The organism is Thermostichus sp. MS-CIW-34 (genome assembly GCF_054060435.1).
The window spans coordinates 43,115-62,771 of record NZ_JBSSDE010000011.1; the positions used below are offsets into that span (position 1 = coordinate 43,115).

16 protein-coding genes and 1 tRNA gene are annotated in these 19,657 nt (G+C 59.2%); 8 read left to right on the forward strand and 9 right to left on the reverse strand.

Annotated features, from left to right (window positions below; genetic code table 11):
• The first annotated feature begins 19 nt into the window (after positions 1-19).
• The 4 genes from ACVWYY_RS05700 (at position 20) to ACVWYY_RS05715 (ending at position 4,102) form a co-directional block, all read left to right on the forward strand.
• Complete coding sequence (locus ACVWYY_RS05700) at positions 20-1,555, forward strand: NADH-quinone oxidoreductase subunit M (protein ID WP_457403432.1); 1,536 nt, start codon at positions 20-22, stop codon at positions 1,553-1,555.
• A gap of 58 nt (positions 1,556-1,613) precedes the next feature.
• Positions 1,614-2,924, forward strand: coding sequence for a CO2 hydration protein (locus tag ACVWYY_RS05705; RefSeq protein WP_457403431.1), 1,311 nt, complete (start codon positions 1,614-1,616; stop codon positions 2,922-2,924).
• An 81-nt stretch (positions 2,925-3,005) separates the two neighbouring features.
• A complete protein-coding gene (locus ACVWYY_RS05710; RefSeq protein ID WP_414357838.1) occupies positions 3,006-3,464 on the forward strand; it encodes a fasciclin domain-containing protein in 459 nt (152 codons plus the stop codon).
• A gap of 380 nt (positions 3,465-3,844) precedes the next feature.
• A complete protein-coding gene (locus ACVWYY_RS05715; protein WP_414374720.1) occupies positions 3,845-4,102 on the forward strand; it encodes a CHRD domain-containing protein in 258 nt (85 codons plus the stop codon).
• Positions 4,103-4,336: 234 nt separating this feature from the next.
• On the opposite strand, the gene ACVWYY_RS05720 is transcribed toward ACVWYY_RS05715, so the two are convergent.
• From ACVWYY_RS05720 to ACVWYY_RS05735, 4 genes are all read right to left on the reverse strand, one after another.
• Positions 4,337-5,728, reverse strand: coding sequence for a TldD/PmbA family protein (locus ACVWYY_RS05720; protein ID WP_457439833.1), 1,392 nt, complete (start codon positions 5,726-5,728; stop codon positions 4,337-4,339).
• A 95-nt stretch (positions 5,729-5,823) separates the two neighbouring features.
• The gene (locus ACVWYY_RS05725; protein WP_457439835.1) at positions 5,824-6,978 is read right to left on the reverse strand and encodes an RNA-guided endonuclease InsQ/TnpB family protein; all 1,155 of its coding nucleotides are present in this window, start codon (positions 6,976-6,978) and stop codon (positions 5,824-5,826) included.
• A gap of 169 nt (positions 6,979-7,147) precedes the next feature.
• Positions 7,148-9,796: a leucine--tRNA ligase gene (gene leuS / locus ACVWYY_RS05730; protein ID WP_457439837.1), complete on the reverse strand. Its 2,649-nt coding sequence runs from the start codon at positions 9,794-9,796 to the stop codon at positions 7,148-7,150.
• A 140-nt stretch (positions 9,797-9,936) separates the two neighbouring features.
• Positions 9,937-10,827: a ferredoxin reductase domain-containing protein gene (locus tag ACVWYY_RS05735; protein ID WP_011434421.1), complete on the reverse strand. Its 891-nt coding sequence runs from the start codon at positions 10,825-10,827 to the stop codon at positions 9,937-9,939.
• A gap of 351 nt (positions 10,828-11,178) precedes the next feature.
• Between ACVWYY_RS05735 and ACVWYY_RS05740 the strand changes: the two genes are divergently transcribed.
• Both ACVWYY_RS05740 and pgl read left to right on the forward strand, forming a co-directional pair.
• Positions 11,179-12,186 (forward strand): phosphoribulokinase, encoded by a 1,008-nt coding sequence (locus ACVWYY_RS05740; RefSeq protein ID WP_414351832.1) that lies wholly within the window; start codon positions 11,179-11,181, stop codon positions 12,184-12,186.
• Between the two features lie 86 nt (positions 12,187-12,272).
• Entirely contained in the window at positions 12,273-13,004 is a 732-nt protein-coding gene (gene pgl / locus ACVWYY_RS05745; protein ID WP_457403425.1) for a 6-phosphogluconolactonase, read from the forward strand.
• Positions 13,005-13,155: 151 nt separating this feature from the next.
• Here pgl and ACVWYY_RS05750 read toward each other — a convergent pair whose 3' ends face one another.
• The 4 genes from ACVWYY_RS05750 to rplS form a co-directional block, all read right to left on the reverse strand.
• Positions 13,156-13,578 (reverse strand): hypothetical protein, encoded by a 423-nt coding sequence (locus ACVWYY_RS05750; protein WP_414344534.1) that lies wholly within the window; start codon positions 13,576-13,578, stop codon positions 13,156-13,158.
• A 399-nt stretch (positions 13,579-13,977) separates the two neighbouring features.
• Positions 13,978-14,805 (reverse strand): tetratricopeptide repeat protein, encoded by an 828-nt coding sequence (locus ACVWYY_RS05755; RefSeq protein ID WP_457439839.1) that lies wholly within the window; start codon positions 14,803-14,805, stop codon positions 13,978-13,980.
• Between the two features lie 72 nt (positions 14,806-14,877).
• Positions 14,878-14,950 (reverse strand) — tRNA-Trp (locus tag ACVWYY_RS05760).
• A 51-nt stretch (positions 14,951-15,001) separates the two neighbouring features.
• Positions 15,002-15,394, reverse strand: a complete 393-nt coding sequence (gene rplS, locus ACVWYY_RS05765; RefSeq protein ID WP_457384001.1) for a 50S ribosomal protein L19 — start codon at positions 15,392-15,394, stop codon at positions 15,002-15,004.
• Positions 15,395-15,559: 165 nt separating this feature from the next.
• On the opposite strand from rplS, the gene ACVWYY_RS05770 reads away from it, so the two are divergent.
• Together ACVWYY_RS05770 and ACVWYY_RS05775 are read left to right on the forward strand one after the other, a co-directional pair.
• Positions 15,560-16,933, forward strand: a complete 1,374-nt coding sequence (locus ACVWYY_RS05770) for an efflux RND transporter periplasmic adaptor subunit (protein ID WP_457403423.1) — start codon at positions 15,560-15,562, stop codon at positions 16,931-16,933.
• On the forward strand, positions 16,930-18,141 hold the full coding sequence (locus tag ACVWYY_RS05775; protein ID WP_414351827.1) for an ABC transporter permease: 1,212 nt from the start codon (positions 16,930-16,932) through the stop codon (positions 18,139-18,141). Before ACVWYY_RS05770 ends, ACVWYY_RS05775 begins: the two co-directional genes overlap by 4 nt.
• Here ACVWYY_RS05775 and ACVWYY_RS05780 read toward each other — a convergent pair.
• On the reverse strand, positions 18,138-19,646 hold the full coding sequence (locus ACVWYY_RS05780; RefSeq protein WP_457439841.1) for a UbiD family decarboxylase: 1,509 nt from the start codon (positions 19,644-19,646) through the stop codon (positions 18,138-18,140). The two genes, ACVWYY_RS05775 and ACVWYY_RS05780, sit on opposite strands and share 4 nt — an antisense overlap.
• Positions 19,647-19,657: the final 11 nt, after the last annotated feature.

Genomic DNA, 19,657 nt, shown 5'->3' on the forward strand with positions numbered 1-19,657 from the left:
GATAAAGAGGGAAAAGACCATGCTGAGTGCCTTGATTGTGTTGCCGATCTTGGGATCCCTGCTCCTGTTCTTAGGCTTGGGGGGGCGAAAGCTGGCGGTGGCCTTGGCCGGGATCCTGCTGGGGATCTCGCTGCTGCTGTTTGCCAACTTTGACCTGCAAGCGGAAGGGCTGCAGTGGGTGCAGCGGTGGGATTGGATCCCGGCAATTGGGCTGAGCTACTCCCTGGGCCTGGACGGGTTTTCCCTGCTGATGGTGGCTTTGAATGGGTTGCTCACGCTGATTGCGGTGCTGACGGCTGAGCCAGAGGTGAAGCGGCCCAACCTCTTATACGGCTGCATTTTGCTCATGAGCGGGTCGGTCAACGGGGCTTTTGTTGCCCAGAACCTGCTTTTGTTCTTCTTGTTTTACGAACTGGTGCTGATCCCGATCTACCTGCTCATCTCCATTTGGGGCAGCCCCAAGCGGGATTATGCTGCCATCAAGTTTTTGATTTACACCGCCGTTTCCGCCATCTTTCTGTTGGGGGCCTTTTTGGCCATCTACTGGCTGGGGGATCCCCATAGCTTTGAGCTGCTGGAGATCCGCATCACCTCTCTCAGCCCTGTTGCCCAGACCTTGACGCTGTTGGCCTTGATCGTGGCTTTCGGCATTAAGATGCCGCTGATCCCCTTCCACACCTGGTTGCCTGATGCATACGGGGAGTCGTCGCCGCCAGTGGCCATCCTCCTGGGAGGGATCCTCTCCAAGTTAGGCACGTACGGTCTGTTTCGCTTTGGGCTGCAGTTGTTTCCCCAAGCTTGGGCCGACTTGGGTGGGATCCTGGCCTGGTGGGGAGCCATTGCCGTGCTGTCGGGGGCTTTGGCGGCCATCGCCCAAAAAGACATCAAGCGCATGGTGGCCTACAGCTCCATCGGCCATATGGGCTACATCCTGCTGGGCATGGCGGCAGCCACCCCGATTAGCCTGACCGGGGCGATGGTTCAGATGGTCTCTCACGGTCTCATCTTGGCGCTGCTGTTCGATTTGGTGGGCTTGGTGGAGCGCAAAGTGGGAACCCGCGATCTGGATGTGCTCAACGGCCTGCTCAACCCCTTGCGGGGCTTGCCCACGGTGAGTGCTCTGCTCATCTTGGGGGGGATGGCCAGCGCCGGGATCCCTGGCCTGGTGGGCTTTGTGGCGGAGTTCTTGATCTTCCAGGGCAGCTACCAAGATTTTCCTCTGCCCACTTTGATCAGCATCTGTGGCACCGGCTTGACGGCGGTGTACTTTGTGATTTTGCTGAACCGCACCTGCTTTGGCAGGTTGGACAACCGCACCGCCTACTACCCGCGCGTGCATGGCTGGGAGCGGATCCCAGGGCTTATTTTGACGGCCTTGATCGTTTGGTTTGGGATCCAGCCCATGAACCTGGTGAAATGGCCGCAACCGTTGGCCTTTACCCTATCCACCCAGGTGGCTCAGGCCCAAACGCTTATCTTGGCATCAGCCGGTGACCTTGCCCCCATCACCCTCTCTGGAGCCGATCCAGGCAAGCGGGAAACTCCCAGGAATTGAGATCCCAGCAGATGCCCCCTATGGAGCCAGGACTTTTGAAGAGTTGGAGACTTCTTCCATGACGACAACCCTTACAACCCGCAAGCTTCCCCCTTCTAACCACCCTTTTGCGGATGTAGTCCACCGCTTGGAGGCAGGGGGATCCATGCTGCCGGATACGCCGGAAAACCTAATGCAAATTATCGGCCTCTACAAAGCCTATGCCGTGCCGATGGATTTCTACTGGCGGGATCTGCTCTACATTGCCGAGCAGGTGTTTGTGGATCCCTTGCCTTTTTTCAAGTTCATCATTCCTGAAGAGTATCTGAAGCTGGCCAACCACTACGCGGGGGATAACGCGGATTTGCGCATTTGGCGAGGCCAGGCTACGGCCCACCCCGAGCTGCTGGAGTTCATGGAAAAAGGGGAGCTGAAGCGCAAGCTGCCCAGAATTTTGCATCACCTCTGGCATGACCGCATCAACATGGAATTTGCCGAAGAATGTATGCGGGCCATGCTCTGGCACCGGGATATGGGGGGCTTGCTGGATCCCTACATGGATTCCGAAGAATACAAGCAAAATGCCGACCGCGCCATCCGCGCCTACTGCCAAGGCAACCCTCTGTTGATGGGGCTATACAAGCTCTTCCCAGACATGTTTTTAGAGCTATGCCGCCAGGCCACCATGTACTCGGTGTTGGGCCTGTTTTGGGAGGTGATGGCTCCGGTCTTTTTTGAGATCAGCGATCTCTACGATGAAGGCAAAATTACCAGCGTGCCGGAGGCGATGAACTTTTTGGTCAACGGGATCTTCGCCATTGCCGGACGACCCATCTACCACCGCGTGCGTATTCGGGGAGAATGGTACGATATTGTGCCCAAATCCAAAGGATTCACCTGGCTATATGAGGCTGCCTTCCCCTATGTAGAGGCCGTGTTTTATCGCACCTCTCCTTTCCGCGGCACTAAGTCCTACAACGCCCAGGCCAACGAAGTTCCCACCAACCAGTTGGACTTCCACTACGGGATCCTCTACGCCGATAAGTTTCCGGTGGGCACCGCCGGGATCCCGCCCACGCTCTTGCACCAGGATATGTACCACTTTTTGCCCCAGTATTTGGTGGAGTATTATCGCAAGCATTGCCGCGGCGAAGAGGACATGCTGATTCAATTGGGGGTTAGCTTCCAGCGCTCCATGTACAACGTCACCTCAGCCGTGATTCAGGCGGGAAGGGCCGCTTTCTTGTATCCCCTTGATGACCCAAATCCGCGGCACTTGATGATGAACCGCCGTTATTTTGAGGGACAACTCAATCGCTTCACCCGACCGGAATATGGGATCCGGGAAGCAGCCCGCCTCGCCTACATTCAGGATCAGAATTATCGCTAGCCCGTGGCAACTTTAATGATCCCAAAGCCTTTCGAGCAGCAATCCAGTTAGCAACAACTTCACAGCAAAAGGATCCCGGCCATGCCCGATATTGTTGATATTGCCGTCTCTGCTGAGGGCTTTTCCACCTTGGTAACTGCCGTTAAAGCGGCAAACCTGGTGGATACTTTGAAAAGCCCCGGCCCCTTTACCGTTTTTGCCCCCACCGATGCGGCTTTTGCCAAGCTGCCCCCTGGCACCATCACCACTCTGGTGCAAAACATCCCCCAACTGACTCGCATCCTGTGTTACCACGTGGTGCCCGGCCGCTTGAAAAAGGCAGATTTGGCCAAGTACCAAAGTGTGGGCTCGGTAGAGGGATCCCCCATCGACTTGTTGATCGAAGGGGACGTTTTCGAGGTCAATAACGCCACCGTTATCCAAGCCGACATCGAAGCCGATAACGGCATCATCCACGTCATCGACACTGTCATCCTGATGCGGCCCCACTGGTTCTGGCCGATTATGAACTCCGCCTTGGCTGCCTCGGCCAGAGGATAGACAGATCTATCCTGAACCGAGCTTGGGGAAAGTGCCTGGGTGAACCCTCTCCCCCTCTCCGCAACTTTATAGGTACGGTCAGAGATTTCTGCTCCGCGTGCAGTCTACACCATCCCCCGCCCCCCACAGGGTGGGGATTTTTGTCTCTCGGTAGCAGTGATGTCGCCGTCTTTTAAACCCAGAGATGAATCCGAAGCTTGGCCTGATACGTACCTTATTTAGCCTGTTCTCTGACCGAGGAGCTTTTTTCCATGTTGTTGATCGGTTTTTCCCTTCGGCCTCGTTCAATTTTCGAGGTTTTTTGCGGCTTTTGCCTGGTTGCTGTCTTGTTTCTCAGCGGTTAAGGAAGCTTTACAAATCTCACAACCCCACTTCTACCCATTGCTAACTTTGGCCCTGGACATATTCACATTGCTCAGCCGCAGCCAGGACAATCTTTCGCCCAGGCCACAGGGCCGGTGGTCTTTGTCTTGAACATGTTGCCGAATCCAGGCAATCAGTCGGGGAATTTCCGACTGGAAGCCAACCTCACCCCTGAGCAAGTCTCCAGCTTTTTGGCCGGAGCTTACTACATCAACATTCACACGCAGGCCAACCCGCCGGGCGAGTTGCGAGCCCAGGTGGTTTTCCCTCGCTAAGGTTTGATCCAGTACCCCATCTGGGATCCCCGCAGGTGAGGGGATCCCTAATTTTTGCGGACGGATTGGCTGTTCTGTGAACTCCCCCACGGTCAGTCGTGCCGGCAGGACAGAGTTTCTGTGTAGCTCCTGGCCAGCAGCTTTCGGTAGTCCTGGAACTGGCCTGCCAGTCCCCTTTACAGAGCGAGCTGTAGGCTTCACCTCTGGGCTAGCTGTGGAGCGCCAAGGGAATAACTACACAGGTTGTTGCCCACCTACAATGGCCCGACAGCGAATGTAGGGGCCGCCCGCATCCACCTTGGCCGGTTGACCCTTGCCACAATGGCCGGATCCCAAGTCCCACAGGAAGTCCCGCGAGACGGCATCCACCGATTGCAGCACCTCAAAAGCATTGCCGGTGATGGTGACACCGCGCAGCAACTCCGCCAGCTTGCCATCGCGAATGCGGTAGGCCCGCTCTACCCCAAACATAAACTCGCCGGTGGAGTCCGCCTGCCCGTTCCTGGCCCCATCCAGGAAGTAGCCATCGGGAGTGCTGGCGATGATTTCCTCTAGCGTTTGGGATCCGGGCTCGATGAAGGTGTTGCGCATGCGGATCAAAGGCTCATCGGCGTATTCCCAGGCGCGGGCATTGCCGGTGGGCTCCACCCCAAAGTGGGCGGCAGTTTCGCGGTTGTGGAGATAGCTGACCAGAATGCCGTTTTGGATGATGGTGGTGCTTTGGGTAGGAACGCCCTCGTCGTCCACAGGAAGGGTTCCCCCTGCCCCCGGCATAAACTCTGAATGGCCGGAGTCTTTGAGAGTAACCCAGTCGCTGGCCACCCGCTGCCCCAGCTTGCCGGCAGCCACAGAACCCGCCAGAACAAAATCCGCCTCGACCGTGTGGCCAATGGCCTCGTGCACCAACAGCCCCACGATGGAAGGCGACAGAATAACCGTGGCCCATCCCCCTTCTGCGTAGCCTGCGGACAATAAATCAACCGCGGTAGCAGCCGCCTTTTCCGCCATCTGCAAGGGATGCGAGCGGAACAGGCAATCCCATCCCCCTGTTACCCCAATGGCCTCGGAGCCACTGCTGAGCTGGCCGTCCGCTTCGGCCACCGCCTGAACTCGCAGCTCGGGGCGCACCAGACGAAAGGCCACATCCGCCCCATCGGTGGTGACAATGGCTTTTTCCTCGTAGATCTCGTTGTAGGTGCAACTGGCGGAGCTAATTTGGCGAGAGGCCTGCCGGGCCTGCGCCTCGGTTTCCAAAGCCAACTGGATCTTCGCCTCCAGCGGTTTGTTCAACACCTCCTCCACACCGGGCTCGCAGAACTCCCCTTGGGCCAGCCGCACACTGGGCAAGGATCCCAGCTTTTGTTTGCGGTAGTCGGCGCTGGCTTGGGCGGCACGGCGAGCTTCAGCGATGGCCTCCCGAATGGCAGCCGGCGAGGGATCCCCGGTGGCAGCAAAGCCCCAAGTGCCGGCCTCCAACACCCGCACCCCCACTCCGGAACGGCGACGAACCGCGGTGCGCTCAAGGCGGCCCTTCTCGGCAGTGATGCTGCGGAACACCTTGCTGTGGTAGCGCAGTTCCACAAAGCCAGAGCAGTCCCGAAGGATGTCGCGCAGAAGGTCTCGCATAGCAACAGGGAGATGGGTGTAGTCCTCAGTCCAGCATAGCCCGATCCTGGAAAGTCGATGAGCTGCCACGCCGAGTAAACTACCCGGCACCCGCGCTATGCGCAGGGTGCGGGCTTTATCCCAATCCCTAGCTGACCCAGAGGACAGCTAAGTTTCGGAATTTCAGGCGAGTTTACAGTCGCCCCAAGGAGAGAGATCACCTGAGCAGCGTTATGGTCAGCATCCCCTTCCCACCCACAATGCCCACACTTGAACGACTTACCGCTTCGGTAGGACTTGCCTTGCTCAGGGTGGATGTGCAGGCACTTGTGGCAGGTCTGACTGGTGTAGGCAGGCGGCACCAGTACCACAGGCACTCCAGCAATCGCAGCCTTGTAGGCTACAAACATCCTGAGCTGGTAGAACGCCCAGTTGTTAGTCCTGCGCCGCTCGGCTTTGGCCCGAGGCTTCTGATTCAGGCGGTCTCGAATGCCCGTCAAATCCTCAAAAGCCAGTGCTGCACCAATAGCCTGGGCATCCCTGACCAAGGTTTTGCTGATGTTATGGTTCAGCCATGTCTGGTAGCGCCGTTCTCTCCCAGAGAGCCTTCTCAGCAGCCTCCTAGAGCTGCGAGTGCGTTTGGATTGAACCTTGGCGCGTACACGGCTGAACCGGTCACGGACGGCCTGGATGTGTTCTCCACTCCAAGAGCGTCCGTTGCTAGCGGTGGCGATATCCCGCCTACCCAAGTCAACTCCGATTACCTTTGGAGTTTTGCCAGTTGGGGGAGTATCCAGCTCAACAGCAATGTTGATGTAGTAGTCCCCTTGCTTGGTCTTGGACAGAGTAGCGCTGGTGGGCGTTTGCCCCCGCAGCAAAGCGATTTGATAACCGCCAATCTTGAGCTTGAGCCAAACCCGTCCGCTCATCAGGGTCACGCCCACGGCTTGGTCGGACTCTCGGTACTTAAAAGTACGAGCGTCCAAAGTCAGACTGGTGGGGCGGAACTTGTGGACTTGCTTCACCGCCTTGGCATTGCTAATCACCCGACGGAGCGCCTGACAGACGTGGTTGGCTTTCAGCCCCGTTGCTGCCCTTACCGGTCGATAGACCAAGTGGTGCAGCTTGGCGGTGTTCCAGCAGTTCTTTTGTTTGGCGGTGTCGAGAATCTGGTTGCAAGCATTCGCAAAGCCCTGCAAAGTGCGGTCAATTTCTTGACGCAACTCTTGTGGGACTATCAGCTTGCAACGTACGGATATAGTCTGGCTCATGGGCTTATTGTAGTTCATCCAGACTTTTGACCAGCAAACCTATATGGAGGCGGGCTTTCCTCCCGACACCAAGCCTGCGGCTATGGTGCGGGCCTCCAGCCCGAAAATTTGGTGAAAGCCCCGATCCCGTTCGTGTCAGCAGTGCGGAACATTTTGGCCAGGCCCGCCGTTAGAGGACAAAGTTAACCAGCTTTTTCGGCACCACCACCACTTTTTTGGGTGTTGCCCCCTCCAGGTATTTCTGCGCTGCTTCTGACCGAAGGGCCAACTGTTCCTGCTCCTCCGGCGTTACCTCGGCAGGGGCCTCAAACGAGCCGCGCAATTTGCCGTTCACCTGAATCACAATGGTCACCGTGTCGGCCACCAGCGCTGCCGGGTCATAGCTGGGCCAAGACTGCCGATGCACCGAGTCTGCGCCCCCCAGCGCCTGCCACAGCTCCTCCGCAATATGGGGGGCAAAAGGCGCCATCAGCAACACCAGCGTGCGGATCCCCTCTGCATAAACCGGCGAATCCAGGATCCCGGCCTCCCCCAGAGCATTGCTCAGCTTCATCAGCTCGGCAATGGCAGTGTTGAATTGATAATCGTTTTCCAGATCTTCGCTGACTTCCTTGATGGCGGTGTGGATGGCCCGGCGCAGATCTTTTTCCGCCTTGGTCAGGGATCCCACCTCGACCTTGGCCGGCAACAGCTCTGAGACCCTGCCCCGCCAGGACTTCGTCCCGCCACCGCGAACGACAAACTCGTACACCTGCCGCCAGACGCGGTTGAGAAAGCGAAATTGCCCTTCCACGTCGGCATCGTCCCACTCCAGATCCTTCTCCGGCGGGGCCTTGAACAAGATAAACATGCGGGCCGTATCTGCCCCGTAGTGGGCCAGCACCTCCTCAGGATCCACGCCGTTGCCCTTGGACTTGGACATGGTAGCGTAGATAACTTGCAGGGGCTCGCCCGTTTCCGGATCCCGCGGGTCGTTGGGATCCTGCACCAGAGCTGCCGGGATCCAGCGATCCTTGCCGGACTTGTTGGGGTTGTAGTAAGTGCGCCCTTGCACCATCCCCTGGGTGAGCAGACGCAGGAACGGCTCGTCAAAATCCAGCAGCCCCCGATCCCGCAACACCTTGGTAAAAAAGCGGGAATAGAGCAGGTGCAGGATGGCGTGCTCGATGCCACCCACATACTGATCCACCGGCAGCCAGGCGTTCACCTGGTCTTTGCGGAAGATCTCTTGGTCGTTGCGGGCATCGCTGAAGCGCAGGAAGTACCACGACGAGCAGATGAAGGTGTCCATGGTATCGGTTTCCCGGCGAGCCTCCGCGCCACAGGTGGGGCATTTCACCTTCACCCAGTCCTCCAACTGGGCCAACGGGGATCCCCCTCGCCCCGTCAGCTCCACATCCTCCGGCAAGAGCACCGGCAGATCCTTCTCCGGCACCGGCACAATGCCACAGTGGGGACAATGGATCACCGGGATGGGACAACCCCAGTAGCGCTGCCGCGAGATCAGCCAATCCCGCAGGCGGTAGTTGATCTGCTTTTCCCCCAGCCCCTGGGCTTCCAGCCAGGCGATGGCTCTTTCCACGCTTTGCCCTGGGCCTTTGCCCACCGGGATCCCGTCTAGGGGGCCAGAGTTGATCATCACCCCTTCCCCCGTCCAGGCAGCCTGCAGTTCTGAGGACTCCGTCCCGCTGGCGCGATCCGCTGAGGCCGGAGAACCCTCCGGCGGCTGCACCACCCGCTTGATGGGCAGGCCGAACTTGCGGGCAAACTCGAAGTCCCGTTGGTCGTGGGCGGGCACGGCCATGATGGCCCCCGTCCCGTAGCCCATCAACACATAGTCGGCAATCCAGATGGGGATCCGCTCTTGGTTAACGGGGTTGATGGCGTAGGATCCCGTCCAAACCCCTGTCTTTTCCCGGTCTTCAGCGCTGCGCTCGATCTCGCTGCGGGCAGCGGCCTGGGCTTGATAGGCTCTGACGGCCTGCAGTTGCTCGGCGGTGGTGAGCTTGTCCACCAAGGGGTGCTCCGGCGCCAGCACCATGAAGGTGGCCCCCCAGAGGGTATCGGGCCGGGTGGTGAACACTGCCAGCTCGTCCCCTGCCTCGGTTTTGAAAATCACCTTAGCCCCCACCGATTGGCCGATCCAGTTCTCCTGCATGGTGCGCACCCGCTCCGGCCAGCCGGAGAGCTTTTCCAGATCCGCCAGCAGTTGGTCGGCATAGGCGGTGATTTTGAAAAACCACTGCTTGAGCATGCGCTTTTCCACCAGGGCGCCGGATCTCCAGGAACGCCCCTCCGCATCCACCTGCTCGTTGGCCAGCACCGTCTGATCCACCGGATCCCAGTTCACTGGCGCCTCTTTCTGGTAGGCCAAGCCCGCCTGCAAAAATTGCAGGAAGATCCACTGCGTCCACTTGTAGTAGTCGGGGGCGCAGGTGGTGATCTCCCGCTCCCAGTCGTAGGACAGGCCCAACCGCTGCAGTTGCTCCCGCATCTGGGCAATGTTTTGGTAGGTCCACTTGGCCGGCGGGATCCCCCGGTCGATAGCGGCATTCTCCGCCGGCAGGCCAAAGGCATCCCAGCCCATCGGGTGCAACACCGCGTATCCCTGCATTCGTTTGTGGCGGGCAATTACATCGGTGATGGTGTAATTGCGCACATGCCCCATGTGCAGGTTGCCGCTGGGATAGGGGAACATAGACAGGGCATAAAATTTGCGGCTCCCGTCCTTCAGCTCTGGGGTGCGATCCAGCCCGATTTCACGCCAGTGGGCTTGCCACTTGCTCTCGATGGCCTGGGGATTGTAGCGCGCGTCCACGGTTCGATGCTCCTGGGAAAAAAGCGCTCACGCTGGGAGATAGAAGCATTTTGACATACTCCCCACGCCAGTGCTCTCAAGCAAGGAACGGGATCCCTATTGGCGCTGACAAACCGACAAGCAGGGATCACAAGCAGGGATCAGTAGGTTTCTTCGTGCCACCTGTCTGCTTTCTTCAGTTCCTTCTGGAACTTGCTCCAATCCTGACCGGCTTGTTCGGCCAAAGGCCCCATGACGTTGTTGATCCCGTCCTCCATCCCCTTGAGGCCGCAGATGTAGGTGTAGGTGTTGGGCTGTTGCAGCATCTCCCACAGCTCGGCGCCGTACTCGGCCATGCGGTTTTGCACGTACATTTTCTTGCCATCGGGGGTTTGTTGCTCGCGGCTGATGGCGTAATCGACGCGGAAGCGATCCCCGTACTGGGCTTTCCAGGCCTCCAGATCCCCGTGGTAGAGCAAGGTGGAAGTGGTGGGCACCCCAAAGAACAGCCAGATCTTGCCCTGATAGTTGGGATCCTCCTCAAACAGGTGCTTGATGAAAGCGCGAAAAGGAGCAATGCCGGTGCCGGTGGCGATCAAAATCAGGTTGGCATTCTCATCTTCAGGCAACAGGAAGGTTTTCCCCGATGGCCCCGTGATCATCACCTCGTCGCCTGCCTTCAAATCGGTGAGGAAGCCGGAGCAGACCCCCACCCCCGGCTGGCCTGTCTCTCTATCGACATATTCAGCCCGCTTCACGCTCAAAGAGACGGTGCGCCCCTCGCCATCATCGCCAAAGCGGGTGGAAGCAATCGAGTAGAGGCGGGGCTTGTGGGGCTTGCCCTTGGCATCTTCGCCAGGAGGGATAATGCCAACGCTTTGCCCTTCTAGGTAGCGGTAGTTGGGATCCGGCAAGCTGAGCACAATGTGCTTAGTCAGTCCGGGTGCTCCTTCACCGACAATGGAGTAGGTCTCCACGCAGTGGCCGATCAATGGTGCGTTGGGACGATACAGATTGACGACAACCTCTCGCTTTTCTGCGCTGGCAACCATACCTACGATCTGCTCCTGGCACTGGGAGGAAATGAGTTTACATATAGCAAAATAGCAAACACCACAGCAGCCCGGCTGCTCAAATGGAACTTGTCAGAGGAGAAGCAGACGACCTTCGCCAGCCCCCCAGGCCGTCCTGAGAGCGGCAACCCCGGAAAAATAATCCCGGCCAAGCTCATCGGCCAAAAATATGGATTTTTTGTTAAATTGTTGCTTGTGGTGCCCACAGCTCTGGCCTGCCAGTGGCTTGTGATGTAACGGCTTTATTTGGTATCATGCAAGACCGTAACAGTTGGTAACTTTCTAGAGCCTTTTTCTCAGTTTTGCCCTGCCCGTCCCCAAGGAGTTCCCATGGCAAGCAGTCCTGATCGTGTTGTGATGATTGGTGTCGCCGGAGATTCTGGCTGTGGCAAGTCCACCTTTTTACGCCGGCTGGGGGATCTGTTTGGCCGGGATCTGATTACCACCATCTGTCTGGATGACTATCACTCCTTGGATCGCTACCAGCGCAAAGAGAAGGGCATCACGGCGCTCGATCCCCGCGCCAACAACTTCGACCTGATGTACGAGCAGGCCAAGGCGCTTAAGAACGGCCAAAGTGTGATGAAGCCCATCTACAACCACGAGACGGGGCTGATTGACCCACCGGAGCTGGTGGAGCCCAACCGCATCATCGTCCTGGAGGGGCTGCATCCCATGTATGACGAGCGGGTGCGCCAGCTGCTGGACTTCAAGGTGTACTTGGATCTGGCCCCAGAGATCAAGATTGCTTGGAAAGTGAAGCGGGACATGGCGGAGCGGGGCCACACCTACGAAGATGTGTTGCGCTCAATCGAGGCTCGCCGCCCGGACTTTGAAGCCTATGTCGATGTGCAGAAGCAGTACGCCGATGCCGTCATTGAGGTTTTGCCTACCCAGTTGTTGCCGGAGCTGGATCCAGAGCACAAAGTACTGCGGGTGCGGCTGATCCAGCGGGAAGGGGTGAAGTACTTCGACCATGTTTATCTCTTTGACGAAGGCTCCACCATCGATTGGATCCCCTGCGGCAAAAAGCTGACTTGTTCCTATCCAGGGATCCGCCTCCACTATGGCCCTTCCACCTACTTCGAGCACCCGGTTTCGATTCTGGAGATCGACGGCACCTTCGACAAGCTGGAAGAGGTCATCTACATCGAGAACCACCTGAGCAACTTGTCCACCCGCTACTATGGCGAGCTGACGGAACTGTTGCGCAAGCACCCAGAATACCCGGGATCCCGCAATGGCTCTGGTCTGATTCAGATCATCGTGGGCCTGAAGCTGCGCGCCCTCTACGAGCAAATTCGGGCAGAAGCCAAAGAGCTGGCGGTGGCTTCCTAGTGTTTGCCCCGCTTAGGGGATCCCTTCGGTAAAGTGTTGGTGCAGGTCGGCTGACCCAGCATAGGTCGGCAGTAGGGCTTCGGTGTATGCAGGGATTCCAGTTGGAGATCTTTCCGGAGGGCCCCGTCTTAATCCAACGGGCCATCGAGATTTGGCAAGCTCGGTCAGCCGCTGCCATTCGCGAGCGGGGACGCTTTACGGTGGCCTTGGCGGGAGGGAGCACCCCCAAGAAGCTGTATGCTGCCCTGGCCCAAACCCCAGGGATCCCTTGGCAACAAACCTGGCTGTTCTGGGGAGACGAGCGCTATGTTCCCCCGGATCACCCTGAAAGCAACTACCGTATGGTACGAGAAACCCTGCTGCAGCAGATCGGGATCCCGGCGGCTCAAGTTTTCCCTATGCCCACCCAAGCGGGGGATCCCCTTCGCGATGCTGCCGAATACGAGGCGACCCTGCGGCAGATTTTCGGTACAGAGTGCCCTTCTCTCGACCTGGTATGGCTGGGAGTGGGGGAAGATGGCCACACAGCTTCCTTGTTTCCCGACACAGCCGCTCTGCAGGTGCAGCACCGCTGGGTGACGGTGGGGCAAAAAGGGCAGGAGCCGCGTCTAACCTTGACCTATCCCGTCCTCAATCAGGCAGCCCAGGTGGTGTTCCTGGTAACCGGAGCGAACAAAGCCCCCATCGTGAAAGAGGCGCTGACCACCGAGGCCCACCTACCCTGCCAGCGCGTAAACCCCAGAGGACGGCTGCTGTGGTTGCTGGATGCGGCGGCAGCAGCTCAACTGCCCCTGCTCTGTGTCCCGCTGCTCAGCTAAACAACAGGCGGGCTAACTGCCGATGGGATAGGATCCCCAGGCCCACCGCCCCCAAAATCATCCCAGCCCATTCCAGTGGCCACAGGTTTGATAGCCCCAGCGGCCAACGCACCAGGTTTCATGGGTCGAGAACCGGCGGGGCAGGGATCCCTCAGGGGTTGCCGGGCAAATTCTTCAGTACTGGAATCACCAGCTCTTGGACAGGCAACGCTACAGGCTGGGCGGAGTCACTGCTCAGGGAGCTGGATGGCGCAGAAGGGGAAGAGCTGGGGATCTCGCCCATGGGCCGCAGTTGCCAGCGGATGATCTGCTCGCCGCGGTAAAAGGTGACCAACAACTGATCCCCTTGCGATTGAATTTGCCAGGTGCCATCACCGCTGGTTACCGAAATATGGCCGCCGGAAAAGGGTGCATCCAAGGCCGGCCCCGATTGGCTCCAGATACGCCCGCCACCCGTTTCCAAGATCAATTGCACCGTCGCCCCCTGCCCCTGGCCGCTCAAAATTTGGCCGGTTCCGCTCCAAACTCGGGTTTCCGTCTGAGCCACGGCGGGTTGCCCAAGCTGCAGAACCATGAGCAACAGCCCTGCCCAGCTCCAGTGATTTCGCAGCCTCCCTCTCCCATCAGGGAAGAAGGAAGAAGAGCGAGAGAAACAAGCCATTGCACTCACGTTGATACCACGCGCCGCGATAGGACTGAAACAGACGAAGAAGAAAGCGACAAGGTGTCGCAGGAAGCAATCCTTTACACAGTCTTTTTCACAGTCTACCGAGAGGCTCCGGGATCCCTCTGCGCTCTCTTGGCTCTGGGTTAAGCCTGCTGCTGGAATCGGCCCTCGGCTTGATCCCAATCTAGCAATCTCCATACCCCCAGACAGGATGTAACCTGAGACTCTGGCTGCGGGGATCCCCAGCAACTGTTTCGTCAATGCGCAGAGTCAAGGCCCAGGGTATCTCCGACGCGATCCCGATCCTCACGACTTGAGAGAAAGGAAACGCTCCAGAGCTGCCACCATCGCCGGTGGCCAACGGCGGACGGTTTTCACCCATTCCAGGTCGGCGTAGCGGGGATCCAGTCCTTGCACAGCCACCCAATGACTTTCGGCCTCTCCTTGCCGACCCTGCACCCAAAGGATGGCACTGAGAGCAGCCCGCATATCTGGAAACTTCGGGTACTTGCGCACCAGAGCCCGCATCAAGCGCAGGGCAGCTTCTGTTTCGCCCACCTGGTAGAGGCTCAGAGCATAGTTGGCCTGAGCAAAGGCGTAGTCGGGAGCCAGTTCTGTAGCGCGGCGGTAGTCAGCCAAGGCCTGTTGCCATTGGCCCAGCCCTGCTTCCGCATTGCCACGGTTGTTGTAGGCCGCCGCATCGTTGGGATCCAACTGCAACACCCGCTCATAATCGGCAATTGCTTCCTGCCACCGCCCCAACCCCTCCAAAGCAGCCCCTCGGTTGAGATAGGGATCCGGTGCCTCAGGGGCCAAACGAATGGCCTCAGCATAATCCTCCAGAGCTGCCTGCAGTTGGTGCTGGCTGACACGGGCATTGCCCCGGTTGCTCCACAGGGCCGGGTTGTCCGGCTGGATCTGCAACAGTTGAGTCCACAGGGCTTCCGCCTGGGCAAAATCTCCCCTCTGAGTTGCAGCAAAGGCCTCCTCAAACAGTCGATCGATCTCGTGATCTACCCTGTTGCTCGCTGCCGTTGCCACCACACCCGATCCAGGCCAGATAGGGATCCCTAGCCAAAACAGCAGCCCCAGCAGCAGCGCAGGGAGTAGGTTGGGTACACTGACGGACTTCATGGCTGCAAAAACCACCTTGGATGGGGTGTCCCCACCTGAAGCCATCGCCACAGAAGGGGGTCTGATGGTTAGCGCGCCCTGGAGGACTCGAACCCCCGACATCCGGTTTTGGAGACCGACGTTCTACCAACTGAACTAAGGACGCATTGGCCTAGGGTCACACCCGCTTACCCAGTGTAGCAGGTACACCCACCTTTCAAAGAAGCTGTTCCTTGCTATCCGCACTCTCTGTCTTGGCCTTGATACGAGTGGCTTTGCCCACCCGATCCCGCAAATAGAACAGCTTGGCCCGACGCACTTTACCCCGCCGCAGCACCTGAATCGACTCGATGCGCGGGGAGTGAATGAGGAAAACCCGCTCCACACCGATCCCTTGGAAAACCTTGCGCACCGTAATGGTGCGGTTGATACCGGAGTGGCGCATGGCAATGACCGTGCCCTCAAAGGCTTGTACCCGCTCCTTGCCCCCCTCTTGGATGCGAACTCCCACCCGTACCTGATCCCCAACCCGAATCTCCGGCAGATCCGACTTCATCTGGGCAGCTTCAATGGAGCGGATGATCTCCTCAGCGTTGATGCGAACGTTCATGGCCTTCCCGCGCTACCGGCAGTTAACCATGGTAACAATCGTCGCTGTTTTTTGTACAGAGCTGGCCGAATAGACCTCAAGAGGCGGGAAACCGTGTTTACGCTTCCCCCATTTTTCCAATAGGCTAGACAAAGATAAAGCTTTTGTTACAAACGGGAGACTTTTGTGATCCTGCACACCGATGAGCCCAAGACAGGATCCCTGTCTACTCCCAAGCTTGCAGAGCAGCCTCTGCCCCAGAGCAAACCCCGCCCCAAGAGATTTCCCTTCGGCTGGATGCTCTTGGGCTTGCTGTTGGCCGGCCTAGGGGGCAGCGGTCTCCTGATCCAGCGTCAGCTGCAGCAGCAGAGGGCAGAACGGCTGGAAAGATTGACGGTACCGGTTCAAGTGGTGGATCTGACCCAACGCCTGCGGGTGAGCGGCCAGGTGCAGCCGCTCCGCCAGGTGAATGTCAGCCCTCGCGAGTCGGGTCGCCTGGCGGAACTGTTGGTGGATCAGGGAGATGAAGTGGTGGCAGGGCAGTTATTGGCCCGGATGGACTACGGCGATCTCGCCAGCGGCATTCGCCAAGCCCAAGCCCGCATTCAAGAGCTGCAAGCCCGTCTAGCGGAGCAACAGGCCGGAGAGCGCCCCCAGGTGATCGCGGCGGCCCAGGCCAGGGTGGATGCTGCCCGGTCGCAGGTGGACTTGGCTCAGAGGGAGTTAGAGCGCATCCAGGCCCTGGTGCAGGCGGGGGTGGTAGCCCGCAGCGAGCTGGATCAACGCTTGGCCCGCCTGGAACAAGCGCAAGCGGATTTACGAGCTGCTCAACAGGAGTTGGAGCGATTGCAACTGGGGAGCCGCCCGGAAACCCTACAGCAGATTCAAGCCCAAATTGCCCAGGCACAAGCCGAGCTGGCCCAACGGCAATCCCGGTTGGCTGACACCGAAGTCCGCGCCCCCTTTTCCGGTGTGGTGGTGCAGCGCTTTGCCGAGGTGGGATCCTTTGTAGCTCCCACAACAGCAACTTCCGATGCCACCGCAGCTTCTTCCAGTTCCATTTTGGCGCTGGCCCAGGGAATTGAGGTGCGGGCAGAAGTGCCAGAAGCCCAAATTGCCCAGGTGCGGGTGGGCCAGCCGGTGGAGATCCGCTCCCTGGCCTACCCCGACCGCGTAGTGCAGGGGCGGGTGAAGCGGATTGCGCCTGCTACCGTGGTGGTGCGGGAGGTAACCGTCTTTCGGGTCTTCGTTGAACCGGAGCCTGGGGCCGACTTTTTGCGCACCGGCATGACTGTTTCGGTGGATTTCATTGGGGATCCCCAGCCTCAGGCTCTGACGGTGCCCTCAGTGGCTATCCTCCGGGAGGAAAGCCAGGAAGGCGTGCTCCTGCTGGATCCCCAAACCCGGCGACCTGTATATCGCCGCGTGGAAACGGGCATTACCCAGGGTGGAGTTACCCAGATCCTCTCCGGTCTGCAGGCAGGGGATCGGGTCTTTACTGCCCTGCCTCCTGGGGTGAACCTAGAGACTTTGATTAAAAGAGCGGAGCAACAGCCATGAGCCTGGCAACGGCGGCCAAAATGGCCTGGCAAATGGTGCGACGACATCGCCTGCGCACCGGGCTGAGCATGCTCGGGATCCTCATCGGCAATGCGGCGGTGGTGGCCATTGCCGGATTTGGCTATGCTGCCCAAGAGATGGCAGTGGATCAATTTCGCTCTCTGGGCACCAACTTGCTGATCGTCTTTTCGGCCAACTTGGGCCTAGCTGATGCCGGCAACATCCGCCCCCTCACCTTGGAGGATGTACGGGCTATTGCGGCGGAAGTGCCTGCCGTGTCAGCAGCTGTCCCCAGCCTGGGCACCAATGTGCGCGCGGTGCGAGGTGGAGTGGATCGCCGCTATGAGGCCACCGGCACTTGGCCGGAGTACTTGTCGGTGTTGAACCTGGAGATCGAGGCAGGCCGCTTTCTCTTGCCCTCCGACATCGAGGAACAGCGCCCGGTGGTGGTGCTGGGCAGCGATGCCGCCAGCCAGTTGTTCGGCCTGGACCCTGCCGCTGCCATTGGGGAGACCGTCCTGCTGAACAATTTGCCTTTCGAGGTAATCGGCACTTTGCGCTCGAAGCCGACGGTGTTTGGCAACAGCGATGCCGGAGTGTTTCTGCCGGTGGATGTGGTGGCCAATCAGTTGGTCGGGCGACGCTCCCCCTACGGCACAGAGCTGACGGCGATTTTCGTCTCGGCCCGCTCTGAAGCCGATCTGCCCGCTGCCGAGTTCCAAATCCGCAACCTGCTGCGCCAGCGGCACCAATTGGTGGGAGAAGATGACTTCATCATCCGCAACCAAAAGGTGCTCCTGGATGGGTCGGCCAGGATTTTGAGCCTGTTGCGGGTGCTGCTGACGGGCACGGCGGCCCTCTCCCTGCTGGTGGGAGGGGTGGGGATCATGAATGTGATGCTTATCTCGGTTGCGGAACGCACCCATGAAATCGGGCTGCGCAAGGCGATTGGGGCGGATAGCCGGCAGATTTTGCAGCAGTTTGCCGCCGAAGCGATTTTCATTGCCGTGACCGGGGGGGTGCTCGGGATCCTCCTCAGCAGCGGCCTGCTGGTGGCGGTGCAGGTGTTCACCCCCTTGGCCACCCAAGTCGATGGGGTGGCAGTGGGAGTGGCGTTCTCCCTGTCCACTGGGATTGGGCTAGTCTTTGGCATTTTCCCGGCCCGCAAAGCGGCGCAACTGGATCCCATTGAGGCCCTGCGGGCCTAGAGATCGTATCCAAACAGGCGGGGATCCGCCGGCTGCCAATTGAGATCCGCCAAGCCGTACTCCGCCCAGCGGCGATCCACCAGGCGGGCTACTTCTGGATCCGGAGTGAGGGGATCCCGCCAGGGAGCATCGGTTTCTGGGGGAATTTTGGTGGTGGCATCAATGCCCATCTTGCCCCCCAGACCCCGTTTTTCGGTGGCAAAGTCCAAGGTGTCAAAGGGGTTGTCCGCCAGAATAAACACATCCCGCTGCGGATCCACCCGCGAGCACAGGCACCAGAGCACCTGCCGTGGATCCCGCACATTGATATCCTTGTCCACCACGATCACAAACTTGGTGTAGCTAAATTGGGGCAGGGCGCTCCAAAAAGCCAAAGCCGCCCGCCGCGCCTGGCCAGGGTAGGCCTTGTCGATGGAGAGGATGGCTGCTTTGTAGCCCAGCGCCTCCATCGGCAAAAAGAAATCTACAATCTCCGGCACCTGCTGCCTGAGGATGGGGGTGTAGATGCGGTTCAGGGCCAGCGCCATCATGTCGTTTTCTTTGGGGGGCTTGCCGCTGAAGGTGGTGAGATAGATGGGATCCCGGCGGTGGGTCAGGCAGTGGAAGCGAATCAGAGGAGCCTGCTCGTTGCGGGGGCCGTAGTAGCCGATGTGATCTCCGGCAGGCCCATCGGGGGCCACTTCCCCAGGGGTGATGCTGCCTTCCAGAACGATCTCAGCATGGGCCGGCACCTGCAGATCCACCGTTTTGCACTGGGCCAGGTGCAACCCTTCTCCGGCATAGAGACCGGCAAACAGCCACTCCGACAGATCCACCGGCAGGGGTGTGGCCGCCGCCAGAATCACCACCGGATCCACCCCCACCGCCACCGCCACCTCCAACTTTTGGCCCAGGGCCGCCGCTTTGCGCAGATGCCGAGTCGCCCCCCGCACCGACAGCCATTGCACCGTCATGGTGTTGCGGCTTTGCAACTGCAGGCGGTACACCCCCACGTTGGGGATCCCGTTTTCCGGGTCTTTGGTGACCATCAGGCCCAAGGTCAGCACCCGTCCGGCATCGCCGGGGTAGACCCGCAACAGGGGCAATTGGGTGAGATCCACTTCCTCTCCCCGCAGCACCACCTGCTGACAGGGAGGGATCAGATCCCGGCTGGGTTTAGCTTTGAGTACGCTAAACAGAGCTTGTCCCAACTCCACCGCCTGGGCAAAGGTTTTGGGGGGCCGTGGCTGGTAGAGCAAGGCCAATTTTTTCCCCAAGGTCTCCAGCTCCTGCGGCTGCTCCATCCCCATCGCCCAGCAGATGCGCTCCACCGTGCCCAAAACATTGATCAACAGCGGCATACGGGATCCCTTCACCCGCTCAAACAGCAGCGCCGGCCCCCCGCAGGCCAAGAGGCGATCGGCAATCTCGGCAATTTCCAGATCCGGATCCACTTCTGCCGAAATGCGGCGGAGCTGACCACGGGATTCCAGCAGAGCAATAAAACGGCGTAGATCTCTGGGCATGAAAGGGAACC

Coding starts and splice junctions, on each gene's coding strand:
- ACVWYY_RS05700 (WP_457403432.1), top strand. CDS start 20: ATGCTGAGTGCCTTGATTGTGTTGCCGATCTTGGGATCCCTGCTCCTG.
- ACVWYY_RS05705 (WP_457403431.1), top strand. CDS start 1,614: ATGACGACAACCCTTACAACCCGCAAGCTTCCCCCTTCTAACCACCCT.
- ACVWYY_RS05710 (WP_414357838.1), top strand. CDS start 3,006: ATGCCCGATATTGTTGATATTGCCGTCTCTGCTGAGGGCTTTTCCACC.
- ACVWYY_RS05720 (WP_457439833.1), bottom strand. CDS start 5,728: ATGCGAGACCTTCTGCGCGACATCCTTCGGGACTGCTCTGGCTTTGTG.
- ACVWYY_RS05725 (WP_457439835.1), bottom strand. CDS start 6,978: ATGAGCCAGACTATATCCGTACGTTGCAAGCTGATAGTCCCACAAGAG.
- ACVWYY_RS05735 (WP_011434421.1), bottom strand. CDS start 10,827: ATGGTTGCCAGCGCAGAAAAGCGAGAGGTTGTCGTCAATCTGTATCGT.
- ACVWYY_RS05740 (WP_414351832.1), top strand. CDS start 11,179: ATGGCAAGCAGTCCTGATCGTGTTGTGATGATTGGTGTCGCCGGAGAT.
- pgl (WP_457403425.1), top strand. CDS start 12,273: ATGCAGGGATTCCAGTTGGAGATCTTTCCGGAGGGCCCCGTCTTAATC.
- ACVWYY_RS05750 (WP_414344534.1), bottom strand. CDS start 13,578: ATGGTTCTGCAGCTTGGGCAACCCGCCGTGGCTCAGACGGAAACCCGA.
- ACVWYY_RS05755 (WP_457439839.1), bottom strand. CDS start 14,805: ATGAAGTCCGTCAGTGTACCCAACCTACTCCCTGCGCTGCTGCTGGGG.
- rplS (WP_457384001.1), bottom strand. CDS start 15,394: ATGAACGTTCGCATCAACGCTGAGGAGATCATCCGCTCCATTGAAGCT.
- ACVWYY_RS05775 (WP_414351827.1), top strand. CDS start 16,930: ATGAGCCTGGCAACGGCGGCCAAAATGGCCTGGCAAATGGTGCGACGA.
- ACVWYY_RS05780 (WP_457439841.1), bottom strand. CDS start 19,646: ATGCCCAGAGATCTACGCCGTTTTATTGCTCTGCTGGAATCCCGTGGT.